Source organism: Streptomyces sp. NPDC052236, from assembly GCF_044548015.1.
Classification (GTDB): Bacteria; Actinomycetota; Actinomycetes; order Streptomycetales; family Streptomycetaceae; genus Streptomyces.
The window spans coordinates 38,242-55,265 of record NZ_JBIUBL010000042.1; the positions used below are offsets into that span (position 1 = coordinate 38,242).

The 17,024-nt window shown below is 65.5% G+C and carries 15 protein-coding genes and 3 pseudogenes; 16 read left to right on the forward strand and 2 right to left on the reverse strand.

All coding sequences use genetic code 11. From position 1 onward, the window contains the following. The first annotated feature begins 209 nt into the window (after nucleotides 1–209). Nucleotides 210–494, forward strand: a complete 285-nt coding sequence (locus tag ACIHCQ_RS41085; RefSeq protein ID WP_399674110.1) for a transposase — start codon at nucleotides 210–212, stop codon at nucleotides 492–494. Nucleotides 495–594: 100 nt separating this feature from the next. Here ACIHCQ_RS41085 and ACIHCQ_RS41090 read toward each other — a convergent pair whose 3' ends face one another. Continuing rightward, the gene (locus tag ACIHCQ_RS41090) at nucleotides 595–1,239 is read right to left on the reverse strand and encodes a dihydrofolate reductase family protein (protein WP_399674111.1); all 645 of its coding nucleotides are present in this window, start codon (nucleotides 1,237–1,239) and stop codon (nucleotides 595–597) included. 1,228 nt (nucleotides 1,240–2,467) lie between these two features. Here ACIHCQ_RS41090 and ACIHCQ_RS41095 point away from each other — a divergent pair. From ACIHCQ_RS41095 to ACIHCQ_RS41130, 8 genes and pseudogenes are all read left to right on the forward strand, one after another. Continuing rightward, nucleotides 2,468–6,553, forward strand: coding sequence for an HPC2 multi-domain protein (locus ACIHCQ_RS41095; RefSeq protein WP_399674112.1), 4,086 nt, complete (start codon nucleotides 2,468–2,470; stop codon nucleotides 6,551–6,553). Between the two features lie 308 nt (nucleotides 6,554–6,861). Continuing rightward, the gene (locus tag ACIHCQ_RS41100; RefSeq protein ID WP_399674113.1) at nucleotides 6,862–7,548 is read left to right on the forward strand and encodes a hypothetical protein; all 687 of its coding nucleotides are present in this window, start codon (nucleotides 6,862–6,864) and stop codon (nucleotides 7,546–7,548) included. A 274-nt stretch (nucleotides 7,549–7,822) separates the two neighbouring features. Then, nucleotides 7,823–8,023, forward strand: a complete 201-nt coding sequence (locus ACIHCQ_RS41105; protein WP_399674114.1) for a hypothetical protein — start codon at nucleotides 7,823–7,825, stop codon at nucleotides 8,021–8,023. A 75-nt stretch (nucleotides 8,024–8,098) separates the two neighbouring features. After that, nucleotides 8,099–8,392: pseudogene (locus tag ACIHCQ_RS41110) on the forward strand (transposase); the annotation flags it as partial. A gap of 88 nt (nucleotides 8,393–8,480) precedes the next feature. Next, nucleotides 8,481–9,607, forward strand: a pseudogene (locus tag ACIHCQ_RS41115) (IS3 family transposase); the annotation flags it as partial. Between the two features lie 245 nt (nucleotides 9,608–9,852). Continuing rightward, nucleotides 9,853–10,221 (forward strand): RidA family protein, encoded by a 369-nt coding sequence (locus tag ACIHCQ_RS41120; protein WP_399674115.1) that lies wholly within the window; start codon nucleotides 9,853–9,855, stop codon nucleotides 10,219–10,221. 215 nt (nucleotides 10,222–10,436) lie between these two features. Then, nucleotides 10,437–10,868: a hypothetical protein gene (locus ACIHCQ_RS41125; RefSeq protein ID WP_399674124.1), complete on the forward strand. Its 432-nt coding sequence runs from the start codon at nucleotides 10,437–10,439 to the stop codon at nucleotides 10,866–10,868. 65 nt (nucleotides 10,869–10,933) lie between these two features. Beyond that, nucleotides 10,934–11,282 (forward strand): annotated as a pseudogene (locus tag ACIHCQ_RS41130) (hypothetical protein). 33 nt (nucleotides 11,283–11,315) lie between these two features. Here ACIHCQ_RS41130 and ACIHCQ_RS41135 read toward each other — a convergent pair. Further along, a complete protein-coding gene (locus ACIHCQ_RS41135; protein WP_399674116.1) occupies nucleotides 11,316–12,140 on the reverse strand; it encodes a VWA domain-containing protein in 825 nt (274 codons plus the stop codon). Between the two features lie 71 nt (nucleotides 12,141–12,211). On the opposite strand from ACIHCQ_RS41135, the gene ACIHCQ_RS41140 reads away from it, so the two are divergent. The 7 genes from ACIHCQ_RS41140 (at nucleotide 12,212) to tgmC (ending at nucleotide 16,662) form a co-directional block, all read left to right on the forward strand. After that, nucleotides 12,212–12,547, forward strand: a complete 336-nt coding sequence (locus tag ACIHCQ_RS41140) for a hypothetical protein (RefSeq protein WP_399674117.1) — start codon at nucleotides 12,212–12,214, stop codon at nucleotides 12,545–12,547. 292 nt (nucleotides 12,548–12,839) lie between these two features. Further along, entirely contained in the window at nucleotides 12,840–13,214 is a 375-nt protein-coding gene (locus tag ACIHCQ_RS41145; protein WP_399674118.1) for a hypothetical protein, read from the forward strand. A 135-nt stretch (nucleotides 13,215–13,349) separates the two neighbouring features. After that, the gene (locus ACIHCQ_RS41150) at nucleotides 13,350–13,625 is read left to right on the forward strand and encodes a hypothetical protein (RefSeq protein WP_399674119.1); all 276 of its coding nucleotides are present in this window, start codon (nucleotides 13,350–13,352) and stop codon (nucleotides 13,623–13,625) included. Nucleotides 13,626–13,634: 9 nt separating this feature from the next. Continuing rightward, nucleotides 13,635–13,811, forward strand: coding sequence for a hypothetical protein (locus ACIHCQ_RS41155; protein ID WP_399674120.1), 177 nt, complete (start codon nucleotides 13,635–13,637; stop codon nucleotides 13,809–13,811). Nucleotides 13,812–14,291: 480 nt separating this feature from the next. Further along, nucleotides 14,292–14,543: a putative ATP-grasp-modified RiPP gene (gene tgmA / locus ACIHCQ_RS41160; RefSeq protein WP_399674121.1), complete on the forward strand. Its 252-nt coding sequence runs from the start codon at nucleotides 14,292–14,294 to the stop codon at nucleotides 14,541–14,543. Beyond that, a complete protein-coding gene (gene tgmB / locus ACIHCQ_RS41165) occupies nucleotides 14,543–15,517 on the forward strand; it encodes an ATP-grasp ribosomal peptide maturase (protein WP_399674122.1) in 975 nt (324 codons plus the stop codon). The genes tgmA and tgmB overlap by 1 nt, the downstream gene beginning before the upstream one ends. Next, nucleotides 15,514–16,662 carry an ATP-grasp peptide maturase system methyltransferase gene (gene tgmC / locus ACIHCQ_RS41170; RefSeq protein ID WP_399674123.1) on the forward strand — a complete coding sequence of 383 codons (1,149 nt, stop codon included), beginning with the start codon at nucleotides 15,514–15,516 and terminating at the stop codon, nucleotides 16,660–16,662. The genes tgmB and tgmC overlap by 4 nt, the downstream gene beginning before the upstream one ends. The last annotated feature ends 362 nt before the right edge of the window (nucleotides 16,663–17,024 follow it).

Here is a 17,024-nt window from a genome sequence, read left to right on the forward strand (position 1 = left end):
CATCGTTGTCCTCAGTAGGAGGGCGGCGGGAGTGCGGCCGGAACAGGCAATAGCGAGTAGGAACCCCTGGTCAGCGGTCCGTGGCTCCGACGCAGCTTGCCGCCGCAGTAAATGCCGGATTTACTGCGGCGGAGCCCCTACCGTGATCACCACGACCTGCAGCGGTTTCTCCGGCCGTCGCAGGCGAGGTGTACGCATTTACTGCGGCAGTGCCGCAAGAAGTCCTCGACCATGCCCGCCTCCAGCAGGGCGACGAGCAGTGGCGAGCCAAGTACGCAACCCGCGCAGGCATCGAGGGAACCATCCACCAGGCCGTCGCGGTCACCGGGATGAGACGTGCCCGCTACCTCGGTCTCCAGAAGACCCACCTGGAGCACGTCTTCTCCGCCGTTGCGCTCAACCTCATTCGCCTCGATGCCTGGTGGAACGGCCACCCGCTCGACCGCACCCGCGTCAGCCACCTAGCCCGCCTCGACCTCTCCCTCGCCGCGTGAGAACCCGTCTTTGAACCCTTGATCAGGGCGAATCAGCTGAACGGCTGGTCCTCGTTGAGTGCCGGCCAGCCTTTTCAGCCGACCCGAGTGGGCCCTGGCGTCACCTTCGCCAGAACAGGTGGTGCGTCACGCCGCTCGGGCTGGGCACGACCTCCAGGTGGAACCGGTCCAGCAGCTCATCAGGGGACTCCCACAGCCGTAGTCCGGACCCGAGCTTTACCGGCGAGACCGCCACATGCATGGTGTCGACGAGGTCAGCATCAAGGAACTGCCGGATGGTGGTGACCCCGCCACCGAGTCGGACATCCTTGCCCTGCGCCGCTTCCCGCGCCCGTTCGAGGACCGAGGCCGAGCCGCCGTCGACGAAGTGGAACGTGGTGTCGGAGAGCGTGAACGACGGACGCTCGTGGTGGGTCATGACGAACACCGGCGTGCGGAACGGGGGCTCCTCCCCCCACCAGCCGCGCCACTCATGGTCCTGCCAGGGACCGCGCTGGGGCCCGAACTTGTTGCGGCCCATGATTTCGGCACCGATGTTGCGTGCGAAGTCTCGCGTGAAGTAGTCGTCGAGGCCCCGGCTCCCGCCGGGATCCGTGCGCATGGGCCAGCTCGCCGTGGCTCCGGCCCAGGCGAACAGCCTCTCGGGATGGTCGTGGCCGAACGGCCGCTCGAGACTCTGGTGCTCACCGGCACCGATACCGTCACTCGAGACGTTGAAGTTCATGACTCTCAGCAGTTGATCCACGTGTTTCCTCGTCAGGTCCTGTCGCGTCATCGTGTGGCGAGGCGCCGCACATCATGACGTCGAACGGGACGTGGCCGGATCGACAGTGGCCCGCAACTTTTTCCAAGGCACGTCAGGAAGCAGCCCCGCTGGCCGTGAGGCCGTGACGGACGCGGACGGCTCGGCGGTTCAAAGACGGGTTCTGACCGAATAAGCCAGCAGGATCACCACCGCGTACAAACCCCGCCGCAGGCCCTCGCCGCCCCACAGAACCACTGAGAGGCAGAGCGCCGACCGATCCAGGCGACGCGGGGGATGAGCCCCACCACCTGGAGCACGCGACAGCGCTCCAGCCGTTACTCCCCACGCCCGCGGGGAGCACGCCGCCTTCCCGCCTGACGAAGTGTCACATCCCGGTTTACCCCCGCCTTCGCGGGGAGCACTCGCCGGTACGGGACTGCGCGGACAGGATCCACGGTTCACCCCCGCCTTCGCGGGGAGCACTCATCCCGCTAGACCTGGACCTCCTGAAGCTGCTTGTTCAACTGCTCGGCGAGGGCGTCCAGTTCGCTCCGGCGGGCGGTGATCCACTGCCGCTCCTGCATCCCCGCGCCCTCCCGCGTTCTCATGGCGTGTCAGCCTGCAGACGGATCGTAGGCGGGGGCCGGTCATGGGCGCAGCCCAACCTGGCTTCCCGCCGGAGCCGATCCTGCCGGATGACCTACGCCATGGTCATGGGCCGCCGACCGCGAGTGCCCAACTCGTCATTCACACCACACCCGTGACGTGCGACTTCACGATGCACATCACTCATTGCTGCCGGATGTCTTCCGGATGGCCGGCCATGGTGGTCTCTGTGGATGTGGTGGCCGCGTCGATCAGGCGCTGAATGGCGTCGCCTGCGAGCGACGTCTGGTACGTGCAATCGCAACGCCGAGGCCCGAGCCCTGTGGCGGGGCAAGCGCGGCAGAGTGCGTATCGCCCCTGAGGAGGTCGAGTCCATCGAACGCTTCACCACATAGGACACGGTCTGAAGGCTGCCGCCGGTGACGCGGTTGTGACGCCTCGATCACGCGGTAGAGGTGCGCCGGATGCCATCCTGCTTCGGACGTTGTGTGTTGCTGCCTGGCGACAGGAGGGCGAGCGTCGGATGCCGTTGCCAGCGAAAGCTCCCAGACCACTGTCATCTCCCCCCGCTCTGGCGATGGCGCTACCGGTGAAGGACACGCGGCGGCACCAAGAGGCGAACATGGTGCTTCCCCTGGCAGGAAACGCGGCGACGACGGCGACCCTGAACAGCCTGCCGCCGGGTCTGCCGGGTGTGCCGGGTGTGCCGGGGTTACCTGGGCAGGGGTTCTTGGCCATGCAGGGCCTGGCCGGGCAGGGGACAGTGGGCAACGCGGCGGTCGCGAGTGGTGCCGTCGCCGCGCCTCGGGGGCCGGTGGTGCCTGGCGCGAAAGGACCCACAGCAGCGGCGCCTGGGCCGGGTGCGGTCAAGGCGAAGGCGCCGGCCGCACCCGCCCCCGAAGTGGAGAAGCAGGGCCGGGCGGAGCAGCCTGCTGAGCAGCAGCCTGAGAAGACCAAGGGCAAGGGCAAAGCGGAGGCAGGCGGGCGTCGGTCGCCGGGGGCCGATCCGAAGTTTCAGGCGTTGAAGAAGGATGTGGCCGCCAAGAAGCGGGTGGTGGGCACCACTCATCCGCCCGCCCGCACGGAGGCGGTGGCGGCGCAGGCGGCGGCGGTCCCGCCCGCCGATGACCAGGAGGCGCGGGGCAAGGCGGCGCATGCCGAGGACATGGACGCCGCGCAGCCCAAGGAGTTCAACAAAGAGACCTTCGTCGCGGCGGTGGAGAAGGCCATCGCCGACCGTGCTCCCAAGAACCTTGACGAGGCCGACCATTTCGGCGACTCGGGCAAGGCGGAGGAGGTCAAACAAGAAGTCCAGGGCAAGGTCGGCGAAGGCAAACAGACCTCGGCGCAGGCAATCGCCGACACCACCGCCCAAGTACCCCAGCCCGCGCCCGACGCCAAAACCGTGGTGGCGATGGCACCGGACCGACCCCCGGGCAAACCCGCCGGGCCCAACGCGAACCAGGCGGTGCCCGACACACTGCCCGCCTCGGCCACCGACATGTCCGCCGGACCCGACCAGGTCAACCAGCAGATGTCCCAGGCAAAGGTCACCGAACAGCAGCTGGCCAAATCCAACGAGCCGACGTTCAAGGCCGCACTCGCCGACAAGAAGACGATGGACAAGCACTCGGCGACAGCCCCCCGCGCGTTGCGCGGGGCCGAGGCCCAGGAACTCAAGTCCGTCAAGAACAACGCGGCCGCGATCGGGCCACCGGCCATGACGTCGATGGCCGGTACGCGGATCGCGGCCGGGCAGCAGGTGACCGCGGGCAAAACGCGGGCCAAGGGCAGCGACGAGGAGAAGCGGGCCACGGTCACCGCGTTGCTACAGAAGGTGTTCGACAAGACCAAAGCCGATGTCGAAAAGATCCTGACCGACCTGGACACCACGGTCGACACCGACTTCACCCGGGAAGAGAAGCTGGCCCGCGAGAAGTTCACCCGCGAGCACACCCAGGGGATGGAGGACTACAAGGACCGGCGCTACTCCGGGGTTACGGGGAAGGCCCGCTGGGTCAAGGACCTGTTCGCCGACCTGCCCGAGGAAGCCAACCGCATCTACGAGCGGGCCAAGGCCAACTACCTCACCGCGATGCGGCAGGTGATCACCAACATCGCCGGCACCGTGGAACGCGAACTGCGCCGCGCCAAAGACCGCATCGCCACCGGCCGCAAGGAACTCACGGCAGCGGTGGACAAGCTGCCCAAAGACCTCCAGGCCATCGGGCAGCAGGCGGCGGGAGAGTTCGCGGACAGGTTCGACGAGCTGCGCGACACCGTCAACGACAAGGGCACCGAACTCGTCGACACCCTCGCCACCCGCTATACCGACGCGGTCAAGGAAGTCGACCAGGAAATCGCCGCGGAGAAGGAGAAGAACAAGGGGCTGGTCTCCAAGGCCAAGGACGCCATCGCCGGCGCCATCCAGGCCATCATGGAGCTCAAAGACCTGCTGATGGGCGTGTTGCGCAAGGCAGTACAGGCGATCGGGATGATCCTGACCGACCCGATCGGGTTCCTGGGCAAGCTGGTCACCGCCGTGGGCGGCGGACTGAAACTGTTCATGAAGAACATCGGCAAACACATGCAGCAGGGCGTGCTGACCTGGCTGCTGGGCACCGGCTCCTCCGCCGGGGTGCGGATCCCCGCCAAGTTCGACATCCGCGGAATCCTGCTCATGATCGCCTCCCTGCTCGGGATCAGCTGGGCAAACATCCGCTCCCGCCTCGCACGCAAGGTCCCCGAACAGGCCCTGACCGCCGCCGAGACCGCGGTGCCGCTGGTCGCCGCGGTCAAACGCCAAGGCGTCGCCGGCGCCTGGGAGGACCTCAAGAGCCGTGTGGGCGACCTGAAGAAGGACCTGGTCGACCGGCTGATCAAATACCTCACCCCGACCATCGTCATCGCGGGCATCACCTGGATCCTGTCCCTGCTCAACCCCGCATCGGCGTTCATCCGCGCCTGCAAGATGATCATCGACATCGTCCGGTTCATCGTCACCCAGGCACGCCAGATCATCGACTTCGTCAACGCCGTCCTCGACGCCGTCATCGCCATCGCCCGCGGCGCCGCCGGCGTCCCCGCCATGGTCGAACAAGCCCTGGCCCGCGCCATCCCAGTCCTCATCGGCGCCCTCGCAGCGATCCTGGGCATCGGCGGCATCGCGGGCAAAGTCCGCCAGATCTTCCAGCAACTCGCCCGCCCTGTAAACCGCGCCATCGACTGGGTCATCGACAAAATCACCGGCCTCGTCAAAAAACTCTGGGCCAAAATCAAACCCAAGCCAAAGACCAAGAAGAAGCCCGGACCGAAGAAGCCACGCAAGCCTTTGTTGGCCCGCGCCAAGGCGAGGCTGCGCGGTGGCGACGACAGTCCGGTCGGGCAACGTAAGCGGCTTTCCTCCGCCTTGGCGGCAGGGGTGGCAGCGGTCAATAGGTTCCGAGGGCGCCCGGTGGCCGGGAAGATCCTGACACCGCTGCTCGCGGTGATCCGGGTCCGCTACGGCTTGGACGTGCTTCGGCCCGTCGCCAAGGGCGACCACTGGACGGTGTACGGCCGGATCAACCCGGAGGGAACACGCGACTCGGACGCGAGGACGGAAGGCGACCAGTCGACGGGCGCCAATCCCAACTTCACCGCCGACGCCAAGGAATTCGAACGCAAGCTCGCGGCGAAGGCGGCGACACACCGGGCCTCCAACTCCGCCTTGGCCACCATGGCGAGGAAGGCGAAGACCTACATCCAGGCAAAGGTGGGCCGTGAATGGGACCGCAAGGCCTACATTCTTCGGGCGAAGGTAGGCAAAAAGACGGGTACCGCCCCGGATCCTGCCGATGCGATGCTGGCCGAGATCCTCACGAAGATCGGCCAGGACGATTTCAAGAAGTCGGGCTACGTTGGGAAGAAGGTCACCGATGTGATGGCCGTCTTCGATAAGGGCACCCTTACCGAGCGGTTTGTTCATATCGTGGAGTTCTTCACCAACATCCTTGCCAAGGATCTGATGGACCAAGACGCGGAAGCCGAGATCGAGCAATACATCGTACAGTCCAACTTGAACATGGTTTTCCTGGAGGCTCGACGCGGGGAGATGCGAGCTCAAGGACTGGACCCGGAAAGCGATATACCGCAACGCCAGGTAACGCGCGCAATCGCGCCGCTTCCACCGGGCGGCGCCGTCGAGAAACATCAAGACCCGGCGAGGAAGAAGCGGCCCGAAGGCGAGAGCCGCGAACTCGGCCTCACGCTTGAGCAGACCGGCTTCAGGTTCAGCGCTCGCCAGGTGCGGATGCACAAAGAGCTCGCCCCGGAATGGGACAGAAGCAAGCCACTACGGTGGGTCGCGGGTGCGAAGACCTGGATGATCGTGGAACACAACGAATGGGTTCGGGAACAGCTCCAGTCCGGCCTCCCGCTCGGCGCCGGGCCGTCCGGCACGACCAATACGATGATGAGCGCGGCCGAGGCGCTCGGCGCGGAGACATATTCCACCCGCCTCGCGTGCATCGCGTTCCTGGTCGGGGCGCAACACCACACCCTGATCGAGGTCATGGTCGCGGCCGAGCCATTCGGGTGTGACTTCACGCGGGGGCAGAAAATCTATCGGAACGTCAAACCGCTCAACGAGGCCACATTGCGAGCCTGCGGCAAGAACGGCAGGTTCCCCGACGAGCCGACCCCGGGCACCACGGCGGCCAAACCGTGACCAGGTTCTGCCGTCGGTTTCCGGAGCTTGTGGGAACGCGCTACTGGCTGCCACCCGAGCCGTTCGAGTTCGGCTGGACTGCCGCCGTGGGCTGCAACAACCTGCGCTGCGAACGCTGCGGCGAGCCGGTGCGTTCCGAGGTGCCAGCAGACGGGGAGCGCCGACACTACGCCTGCGCGTGCCGGCAGCAGGATCTGGGGGGGACCTATCGGATAGGTGGGGAGTCGGACGACCTGTACCCGATGGCTCTCACGGAGTGGGGCTGCGCAGGACACCCGGATTTCACACTCCCCGCCACACTGGACGGCGTGCGGCTCGACACTGCCACCGACTGGGACACGCTGGCCGCCGACGCGATCCTGGATCCGCCCTTCGAGCCGCCGGGTGTTGAGCTGAACGCGGCGTGGATCACCCGGCTTTACCGCCTCCTCGGCATCGAGCGCGCGCTTGTGAGCCGCGCCGTCGCCGGTCTGTTGAGTGCCGAGAATCCGCGCCTCGTAAAAGGTGCGTACCATTTCTTCTGCAACGAACGAGAAGCTGTGGGTGTCGAAGAGGTGGCCGGATCGGTGGCTGCCCGTCAGAAGTGGCTCACCGCCACCCCGGATCCGAAGCGGCCTTCATCCCCATTGCTCAACCATGCGGCGCTGCTACTGCACCGCCGCCTCATGGTCACCGACGAAAACGGCAACCCGGCCGACCGGACGGCGCTTGAGGTGGCCAAGGAACTCGCACTCACCGGCGTCGGCCCCAGCCATACTCCATTGACCTTCAGCGACCACGACCCCGAATGGCTCTTGACTCACGCGGTTGGTCTGGTGCGCGCGAACAGCAGATGGATCAGCATGCTGGTCTACGTCATGGCACGCACTGGATCGGAGCGACGGAAGCATGTCCTTCGCGACATCGCAGGCGTCGCACCTGAACGGGTTCGGCAGGCGATAGAACAACATTTTCAAGAACCTGAGCGTGGAGAACTCTTGACGTTCATCGCGTGACGACGGCCTGACCCGCATCACCCGCGAGCTGGACACAGGGAACAAAAAACCGGGTGCCCGTACCGAAGTACGTGCGCCCGATCATGGCACCCAGGTTCAGAAACCGGAACATAGTAGGGTCGGGACTGGCGCGGTGGCTGCCGCTCCGTTTCCAGTCCCCGACCCTACTGAGCGCACCCGCGCGCAGGTCCATACCGGGCTTGCTCATCTGCGCAAGGTCGCTGCGGCGAAGGGCCTTCCGCCCGTGACCTGGGACAAACGATGGGGATACCGGATGCTGGACGATGCGCCGGAGGTGTGGATCGGCTACGAGCGGGCGTTCTTCGAGGCCGTCCACCACCGGGTGGAGAACTTCATCGCCGGGACCCTTGTCCCGCACCAGAAGAAGACCCCGAACGATCCCTACATCCGCACGGTCATGGCGCAGATGGGTGCGATTGAGTCCACCCTTCAGCTGCTGGCCAGCCTGGAGTGAACCGGAGCACGAGAGGCAACGGGCCGCGGCCGTCCCGCAGTTGGCCCCATCCACCGGTCGCGGCCCGGCACCGTCATGTTGCTGCCCCGCTACCGCTACCCCTCCGACACCAGCGACCTCGAATGGGCCCTGCTCAAAGCGCTCCTCCCGACTCCCGCCTGCCAGACTCCCAAGGGGGGCGCTCCGGAGAAATGGCCTCGGCGCCGCGTGGTCGACGCCATCCGCTACATCACCGACAACGGGGCGAAATGGCGCGCGCTGCCCGCCGACTTCGGCATCCCGTGGCGCACCGTGTTCGGATACTTCGCTCGCTGGGCAAAGGCCGGCGCACTCAAGCGGATCCTTGACCAGCTCCGCCGGCGGCTACGGCTGCGCCGCCGGCGCTGCCTGAGGTGATCCCCGTGGCGTGGACACACCTGACAATGGATCTTGATGGTCCAGGAAGGTGTAGATCCACATGGCACGGCCCTCGAAGTACAGTGCGGAGTTCCGGTCCGACGCGATCGCGTTGTGGCGGGCCTCGGCGGGCAGGCGGACGTTCAATGACGTCGCGGTCGATCTGAACGTGAACCCCGAGACGCTCCGCACCTGGGTGCGTGACGCCGACGGCAGTCCGGCCCTCGACAGCGCCTCGCAGGGCATGGAGGGCGAGCTGGCCCGGCTGCGGGCAGAGAACGCCCGGCTTCTGAAGAACGAGAAGGAATGGCAGCTGGAGCGGGAGATCCTCCGCCGGGCGGCTGCCTATTTCGCCCGGGAGATGAAGTGAAGACCGCTGCTTGGGACTTCGTCTCCGCCCATGCCGAGATGTACGGCATCAAGCGGATATGCCGGGTGCTGGAGGTCTCCCGCTCGGGCTACTACCGGTGGATCGCCGGCGCCGAAGCGCGGGCCGAGCGGCAGGCCGCCGAGGACGCCCTGGTCGCGGAGATCCGCGAGATCCACGCCGAACATCGCGAGAACTGCGGCGCGTTGCGGGTCCACGCCGAGCTGCGCGGCTTCGGCCACACGGTCAACCGCAAGCGGGTCGCGCGCCTGATGCGCAAGCATCGCATCGTCGGCCGCCACCTGCGGAAGAAGAAGCGCACTACCATCGCGGACCGTCTCTCGCCACCGGCACCGGACCTGGTCCAAAGGGACTTCACCGCCGACGCTCTGGACGAGAAGTGGTGCGGAGACATCACATACGTGCAGGTCGGAGCCACGTGGCTCTACCTCGCCTGCGTCATCGACATCCGTTCCCGCCGAGTACTCGGCTGGTCGATGGCCCCGCACATGCGAGCCGAACTCGTCATCGACGCGCTCCAGAACGCGGTCGCCGCCCATGGCGGAAATGTCGCCGGGGTGATCTTCCACGCGGACCGCGGATCGCAGTACACCTCGGCCGCGTTCGCCCAGGTCTGCGACCGGTACAGCATCCGCAGGAGCATGGGCAGGGTCGGCTCGAGCTATGACAACGCCCTGGCCGAGAGTTTCTGGCAGGGGCTAAAAAGGGAGACGATGCACAGGAAGCTGTTCTTGACGATGCGGCAGGCGAGGCTGGAGATCTTCCAGTGGCTCACCTACTACAACGCCCTGGCGAGGCATCGCCACTCGGTATGACAAGACCCCGGACAGCTACCTCGCCGGCCTTCACCTGCGCGCCTCGATGATCTGGATCAAAGACCTCACCCGGACCACCCCTTGATCACAACTCGATACAGGCCCTAGTGCTGTGACCGCGAAGGTTCACCGGGTTGCCGGTTCTGTTGAGCACCGAACCCTCGGTTGCGTGGGGTGGCCGTGTGGAAACCCATTCGACTCATACAACCGACCCGCTTATCGTGCCTGCCATGCAGATCACCACGATCGATCCACAGCAACGGTCCTACGGCCAGGGCGTTGTGGTCACCGACGCCGCGAGGCTGGTGTTCATCAGCGGCCAGGTCCCGGAGGACACCGACGGGCACGTCCCGGATGACTTCGACAGTCAGTGCCGGCTGGCCTGGCGCAACGTACTGACTGTGCTGGAAGCAGCGGACATGACCGTGCGCGATTTGGCGAAGGTCACCGTCTTCCTGTCCGACCGGCGCTACCGGGAGGCCAACGCCCAGATCCGCCATGAAATCCTGGGCGACCACAGCCCCGCTCTGACCGTCATCATCACGGGTATCTACGACGGGGCCTGGTTGCTGGAGATCGAAGCAGTCGCGGCGGCCTGAGCGTCGACTTCCCTGCCTCTTTCGGGCCCGATTGGATAGAGGGACACATCCGATCGGGCCGTGGACACTGCGTGACCACACATGCATCGCAGCCTCCTCGTGCCCCTGAAGGCCTGAGCCGCAGAGCTCAGCGCTTCGTTCGCGTGCACGGGCTTCGCGTCCCGGGCCTGGAGGTCCAGCCTCACCGGGAACAGTGGCTGAGGCACGGGATACCCGTGGTCGAGATCGACCGTGTCACGGAATTCCAGCAACGCTGGGGCGGCATCGCTCTGCCACCGGCCCCCGCATACGAAGGCGGCCCGCGAATCCTGGATACAGACACGCCCGAAGGCTCCGCTGCCGAAGGCTGGTGGTTCTCGGCCGGCGACGAGCGGGTGTCCATGGCCTATGGATTCATGATCGGACCGCGAGGCGAGTTCGGGATCCATGCCGAACGCTGGACACCCCTGCACGCCAGCATCGACGGATGGGTGGAATCCCTGGCCCTGGCCCAGCATGCCCCGCTCTGGGCGAACGGCCTGCTGCGGCTGCTGCTCGGCGAGCGGCAGTTCGACCGCTTCGACCGCCACGAGGTGACGATGCAGGACATCGCGGCCATCTTGGAGGCTTACGGCAAGGAGACCGGGCTCGGCCTGGGGGAAGGCTGAGCCTCGGCGCGTTCATCGACGAACACGCCGAGGCCCTCGAGGCGGACCTGCTCCGCCACTACGGCGTGGATCTGCTCGACCGGCACCGGGCCGGCTCACCTCCCGCCGGCTCGCGGTGCTGGTCAAGCACCTGCCACGCGACAGCGCGACCCTGCACGAGATCCACGGCGAGGCAGCGGGCTGGTCCGTGACGGACTACCTCCTCGCCACCGCGGTCGATCATTTGGCTGAATCCAACTGGATGTTCGCCACCGTCAACCGCGACGAGGACTTCGAACCGCTGGCCTACCCCCAGCCCACCCCCGCCCCGGCGCCGACCCCGCTGCGGCCGAAGCGCCGCCTGCCGAAGCACCGGTTGCCGAAACGGCCCCGCAGAACCCCAGCGCCGTCCAGCTCACCCGCTTCTTCGCCTAAAGGCCGCGACGCACAGCCTCCCTAGCATTCAGCTCAGTGACCCGGCATCAGCAATGCTGACCGACGAGATATGGCGGTCACTATGCGTCTTGCGAGTCGGCGCTGCGGGACCGACCCAGAGGACTTGAAGAGGCAAGCGTTTAGCTCGCGACCTCTCTTCGTGTCGATTAAATCCTCCAGAATTCCGTAGTACCCGTACTTATCATTCTCCCACTCGACTCCGATAAATATCCAGATGATGGGCTCGCCGCTGGTCATGAGGATCATGTCTGCAATTTCGTCTTCGTCGCAAGGAAGGCCATCCAATGCGATGAACGCGACGGTTGGCAACGCGGAGTTTTTTGCAGTTTCATGAATTTTTCGCATGACCGGCGCAAGGAGACAGGGCCCACGGAACAGGAGGTCCGAGTTTCGCGCCTCCAGGAGCGGATTAAACCTGAGCGACCTCTCGAAAAGACCCTTCTTGTCGGTGAGTGTAAACCAGTCGTCCAGCCAATTCTGCGTGGTGCCGGCGCGAACTTCAGGCAGCCCGATAGGGGGACTCCCAAATATCCAAGATGCAAGTGACGAAGACTTTTCAAATTCGAAAGAAATAGCACAGATCAACTGTGCCGCTTGGCGCATTATACCCATTTCATAGGAGTTCTGATCGAATGCGGAGAATGCAGAAACAACCTTCACCTCCATCTCCCTGATCGACTTTCTTTTCATATTCCATGCGACGCGTTGGCGTATTCTGTCTAATGCCACATCATCTCGCGCGTCGATGGATTCGGGCACATACCGAAACGAGGCAGGCACCGCATCCTGGGGTTGCCCAGTTGCATGCGATTGATCACGGAATTCGCTATCACTCATACGCCAAATCTTCCACACGCCAACCCGTGCGTCAACAGCACCTCCTCGAACCCGAGGTGAATCAGAGGTAAATGATGCAAGATTTTGACATCGACCAAAATCTTTACTTCACACATGCAGAAACAAAGGACATCAAGAAATCCCTTACCGGAATCAACCACACCTTGGACGGCCTGAAGCTTGGCTTGGCCCTCGTGGCTGCGACAGCCCAGATAATCAAGGTTGACCTCAGTGTGTGGAAGATCGATGAGAAGGGGATATCAATTGGCGGTATCCAAACCAGGACCTGGCCGTGGGCAAAGGAAGAGTCGTGGCTATGGAAAAAGGTCTCCAAAGACGTTGACAACGAGATCAAAAAGAGAAGAACGCGAGAAGTTTCTCACGGAACTCCCCAAGAGAATAGGTGACATAGAAAAAAGAGCAGTTGATCAACTGAAATCGATAGAAAGGGTGGAAAAGAAGCTCCGAGACTACGGCGACAAAATTGAGCACCTACAGAAGCAGACGGAAAAGCGCAAGGTTTCACTCAATAATCAACCGAAGGGTAGTCGAGTCTCCGTTGACCCTTCGGGTGGCATGCAAAAGCCCGGAATAGAGCTAAACGAGTTGCACAGCAGGATCGACAAACTGATCAGGGCCCTTGGGTGACCTTGTACTGCCAGTTGGATCAAACTTCTCCGGAGTGGGATAATTATGGGCTTGAAGCAATCCTTCGACGGCGTGACTGGGAGTCTAGGAAGATTCCGGAATGGCCTTGGACAGGCAAGTTCTGAATTCAGAAAGCTGGAGGTTTCCTCCGGCGGGGCGAATAGCGCCTTGGGAAGAATCAAATCGTCCGCCGGGCAGGTTGATCCGGCGCTGACGAAGATGAAGGGCGGCGCCGACAAGCTGCACGCCTTGCTCGGGAAGCTGAAGACCTCCGCCACTCAGGGCGGCGGCGGCCTGGACAAGGTGAAGGCGGCCGCCCGGGACGCCGACGGGGGGATCGGGAAGGCGCGCGGCGGGGTGCCGAATGGCGCACATCTACCGCGATCTCGACGACTGGTGTCTACGCGGTGGCTAACCGCGGCCTGACGGGGAACGATCACCCGCTCCACGGGAAACGATCTTCAGGCTGGCGAGTCATGCCTGATCAGGCCCACTCGTGAATACCCCCAGGAGTGGGAGGGCGACTGGACGCCGCCGCGCAGCGAGTCGGTTCGCCGCCTGGTGGCCGAAGCGTTCGCGCCCCAGCCACAGCAGCACGAGGACCTGGGCGACGCGACGCCTGCCCCGGACGGCACGCAGGGCCCGGGCGAGCAGGAGCTCGCGCAGCTGCGCGCCACAGCCTGGGGCGAGTTCATGGTGGGCGACACCACGCACGTGGTGATGACGCTCAACACGCTCGGGCGCCCTGCCACTGAGCGGATCTACGGCGCTGAACTGGTGCAGCACGTACGCAAATTGGCAGGCGGCAGCTCGCTGATGACCATCGGACGCCGGTAGGAGGCCGTGATGACCGAAACGAACATCCCCAACGAGCAGCAGACCGGCGAGCCGGAACTGTCCGGCGTCGACCTGGCCCGGGTCGCGCTGCACCAGGCGCGCGAGGCAGCCAAGCCCACGGCGCCACGGGGCGGTTCACCCCCCTTCGCGGGGACCACCGCAGTACCTCGGCACGGTGCTCGGTGAGGATTGGGTCACCCCCGCCTTCGCGGGGATGGTCCCGGGCACGGTTCGCATGGGTCCCTCCTTTTCGCTGCTTCCAGCACCCGCGGGGATGGGCCCTCTGTCCACCCTCGCGCGGCGCTCCAAGCTGACTGCTTTTCGCGCCCGCGGGGATGGTCCCTTCGTGCGTGCCGGCACCCGCCAGCTGCTTCCCACGCTGCGGGATGTCCGCAGAACCGGACCTGGCGCCCGGACTGTGCGCTGCGGAGCGCCGACGCGGGTCGGCGTCGCCCGAGCCGCAGGAACGGATGCATCGACTGCGCGCGGCGGTGGCTACTTTGTCCGTCTGGGGTCGACTGCGGGTGCGTCATTCACCGCGTGGGTTTCCGAAGGATTGCCCCTGCTGGGTGTGGGTGCTCCCTGATAGCAGCCGGGGTCCTCTACCGGGCCGGGCTGGTTAGCGCCACACTGCTCATTCCCAAGTGTGCTGACGAGGAGGCGGAGATGTCCGACCGTGCCGTGACGCCGTGGGGACTGACGCGCATGAAGCCATTCACTCGTGGACCGCAGCTGCCTGGTCTCACGATCGTGCTTGACCCTGAGACGCAGACGGGTCGGTGGCTCGGTGAGGACGGCGTCCTGGTGCCCGTGATGGACAAGCACAAGAAGTCCGGGACCAGCAGTGAGACCAAGCCGAGGACCAGTCTGGACGGCAATACGGATGAAGGGAGCGATCAGGAATCGGACACCGACTGATGGGCGAGGCGCGGCGCGAGTCTGTTGTTCTCGTCGTTACGAAGGTGGATGACGTGACCGCTGATCTCGTCGTCGAGGAGTTGAACAGCCGTGGGGTCTGCGTTGTGCGACTGGATCCCGGCGACTTTCCCGCCAGCGTCGCCGTGACCGCGCGCCTGGGCGGCGACGAACTCGACGGGAACTTGTGCACCGCGACCCGGCGCGCAGATCTGGCCCGGATTCGTTCGGTCTACTGGCGGCGCCCCAGCCCCTACGCCGCGCCCGACGGCTTGTCCGCACAGGACGCGCACTGGTGTGTGGACCAGGCCCGCTACGGGCTCGGCGGCATCCTGGGAGCGCTTCCCTCGGCGCACTACGTCAACCACCCCTGGCGCAACCGCGACGCCGAATACAAGCCGCCCCAGCTCGCCACGGCCGCCCGGTGCGGGCTGGCCGTGCCGCCGACCCTGCTCACCAACGACACCGAGCAGGCACGCCAGTTCGCCCAGGACTACGGCCCCGTGGTCTACAAGCCGTTACGGAACACCGACTTTCACGGCGATGGTTCCCGGGCGCTCACGGTATGGGTCGAGGAGGTGGAGCCGCTGAGCATCGACGCGGGCGTAGCGCAGACCATTCATTTGTTCCAGCAGCGCGTGAACAAAGTCGCTGACGTTCGCATGACCGCCGTGGGCGAGCGCTTGTTCGCGGTGCGGATCGACGGGGCGCCGGGGCTGGACTGGCGCCGGGACTACGAAGCGCTGTCGTACACGCTGATCGAGACCCCGCCGGACGTGGCCAAGGGAGTCCGGGCCTACCTGGATGCTTTCGGTCTGGTCTTCGCGGCCTTCGACTTCGGGCTCGATGTGGACGGCCGGTACTGGTTTTACGAGTGCAATCCGAACGGCCAGTGGGCCTGGTTTCCCCATGAGATAAGGGATCAGATCACCGCCGCCATCGCAGACCAACTCCAGCACCCTGGGATACCGGTATGACCGCTGACACCGCTGACACCGCTGACACCGCCGCACTGCGCCGCGCCCTGGCCGACCAGATCCGCGGCGGCGGCTCCCTGACCGACCCCGCATGGGGTGCGGCCGTCGAAGCCGTCCCCCGGGAGCTCTTCGTCGACACCGCCCTCTACCGGCCCCTCGGACCCAGCTGGGACCCCGTGCGCCGCGCCGATATCGGCAAGGAGGAGTGGCTGCGCCTGGTCTACTCCGACACCACCTGGGTGACCCAGGTGGACGGCACCGATGCAACCGACGCCACCGCTCCGTTGGTCGGCAACCCCACGTCGTCCTCCACCCTTCCCTCACTGGTGGTGCGCACCCTTGAGGTAGCCGGCCTCAAGGACGGGGACAGGGTGCTGGAAATCGGCACCGGCACCGGTTACTCCACGGCGGTTCTGTGCCACCGCCTGGGGGAGAAGAACGTCACCTCGGTCGAGTTCGACCCCAGTCTGGCCACGAGCGCCGCCGAGCATCTGCGGGCCGCGGGCTACGCCCCCACCCTGGTCACCGGCGACGGACTGCAAGGCCACCACGACGGAGCCGAGTACGACGCCGTCGTAGCCACCTGCGCGGTGCGGCACATCCCCCGCCACTGGCTGTGGCAGGTACGCGACGGCGGCACCATCACCACCACCCTCAGCGGCTGGATGCTCGCCTCCGGCCTCATCCGCCTCACCCTCGACGACGAAGGAACCGCCACCGGACGCTTCGAGGGAGACAAGATCTCCTACATGCTCGCCCGCCCCCACGAACGCCCGCCCAGGCCCATGTTCCACCGCGTCCCCGGACACGCCCGCGCCAGCCGCATCGACCCCGGCCTCCTGCAGAACTGGACGGGACTGTTCCTCGCACAGCTTGCCGCACCGTCCGCCGAATTCTGGAACTCGGGCGACAAGGGCGACGTCGTCCTCGCCGACGTGGCCACCGGGTCCCAGGCATGGACCAACTCCGGCGAAGTCCACCAGCACGGACCACTGCGCCTGTGGGACCAAGTCGAAGACGCCCTCACCACATGGCAGACAGCCGGATCACCCGACCAGACCGCCTTCGGCATGACAGTCACCGACGAGACACAAACCGTCTGGCTCGGCAACCCGGACGGACCGAACTGGCAACTCCCCGCCTGAAGCCCGCCAGCGCGTACAAACCCTGCCGCAGGCCCTCCCCGCGCCACAGAACCACCCAGAGGCAGAGCCCCGGCTGATCCGGGCAACACGGGTATGAGCACGCGATGCGTTCCAGCCGCTGCTCCCCATGCCCGCGGGGGAGCATGCGCCGTGCACTCCTCATTCCGCCGACACCACCGGTGGTTCATCCCCGCCTTCGCGGGGAGCGCTCCGCAAGCCCCTTGGTGAGGAAGGACTCCGACTTCTCCCGTCCGTTGACCGTCCAACGGGCGCTGTCACGTTGTTGGGTGGATAGGTGTCTGATGGCACGTCGTGGCGTGGTGGAGCCCGGTTCCGGGCTGTGGTCACGCCGTGGCGGCGGG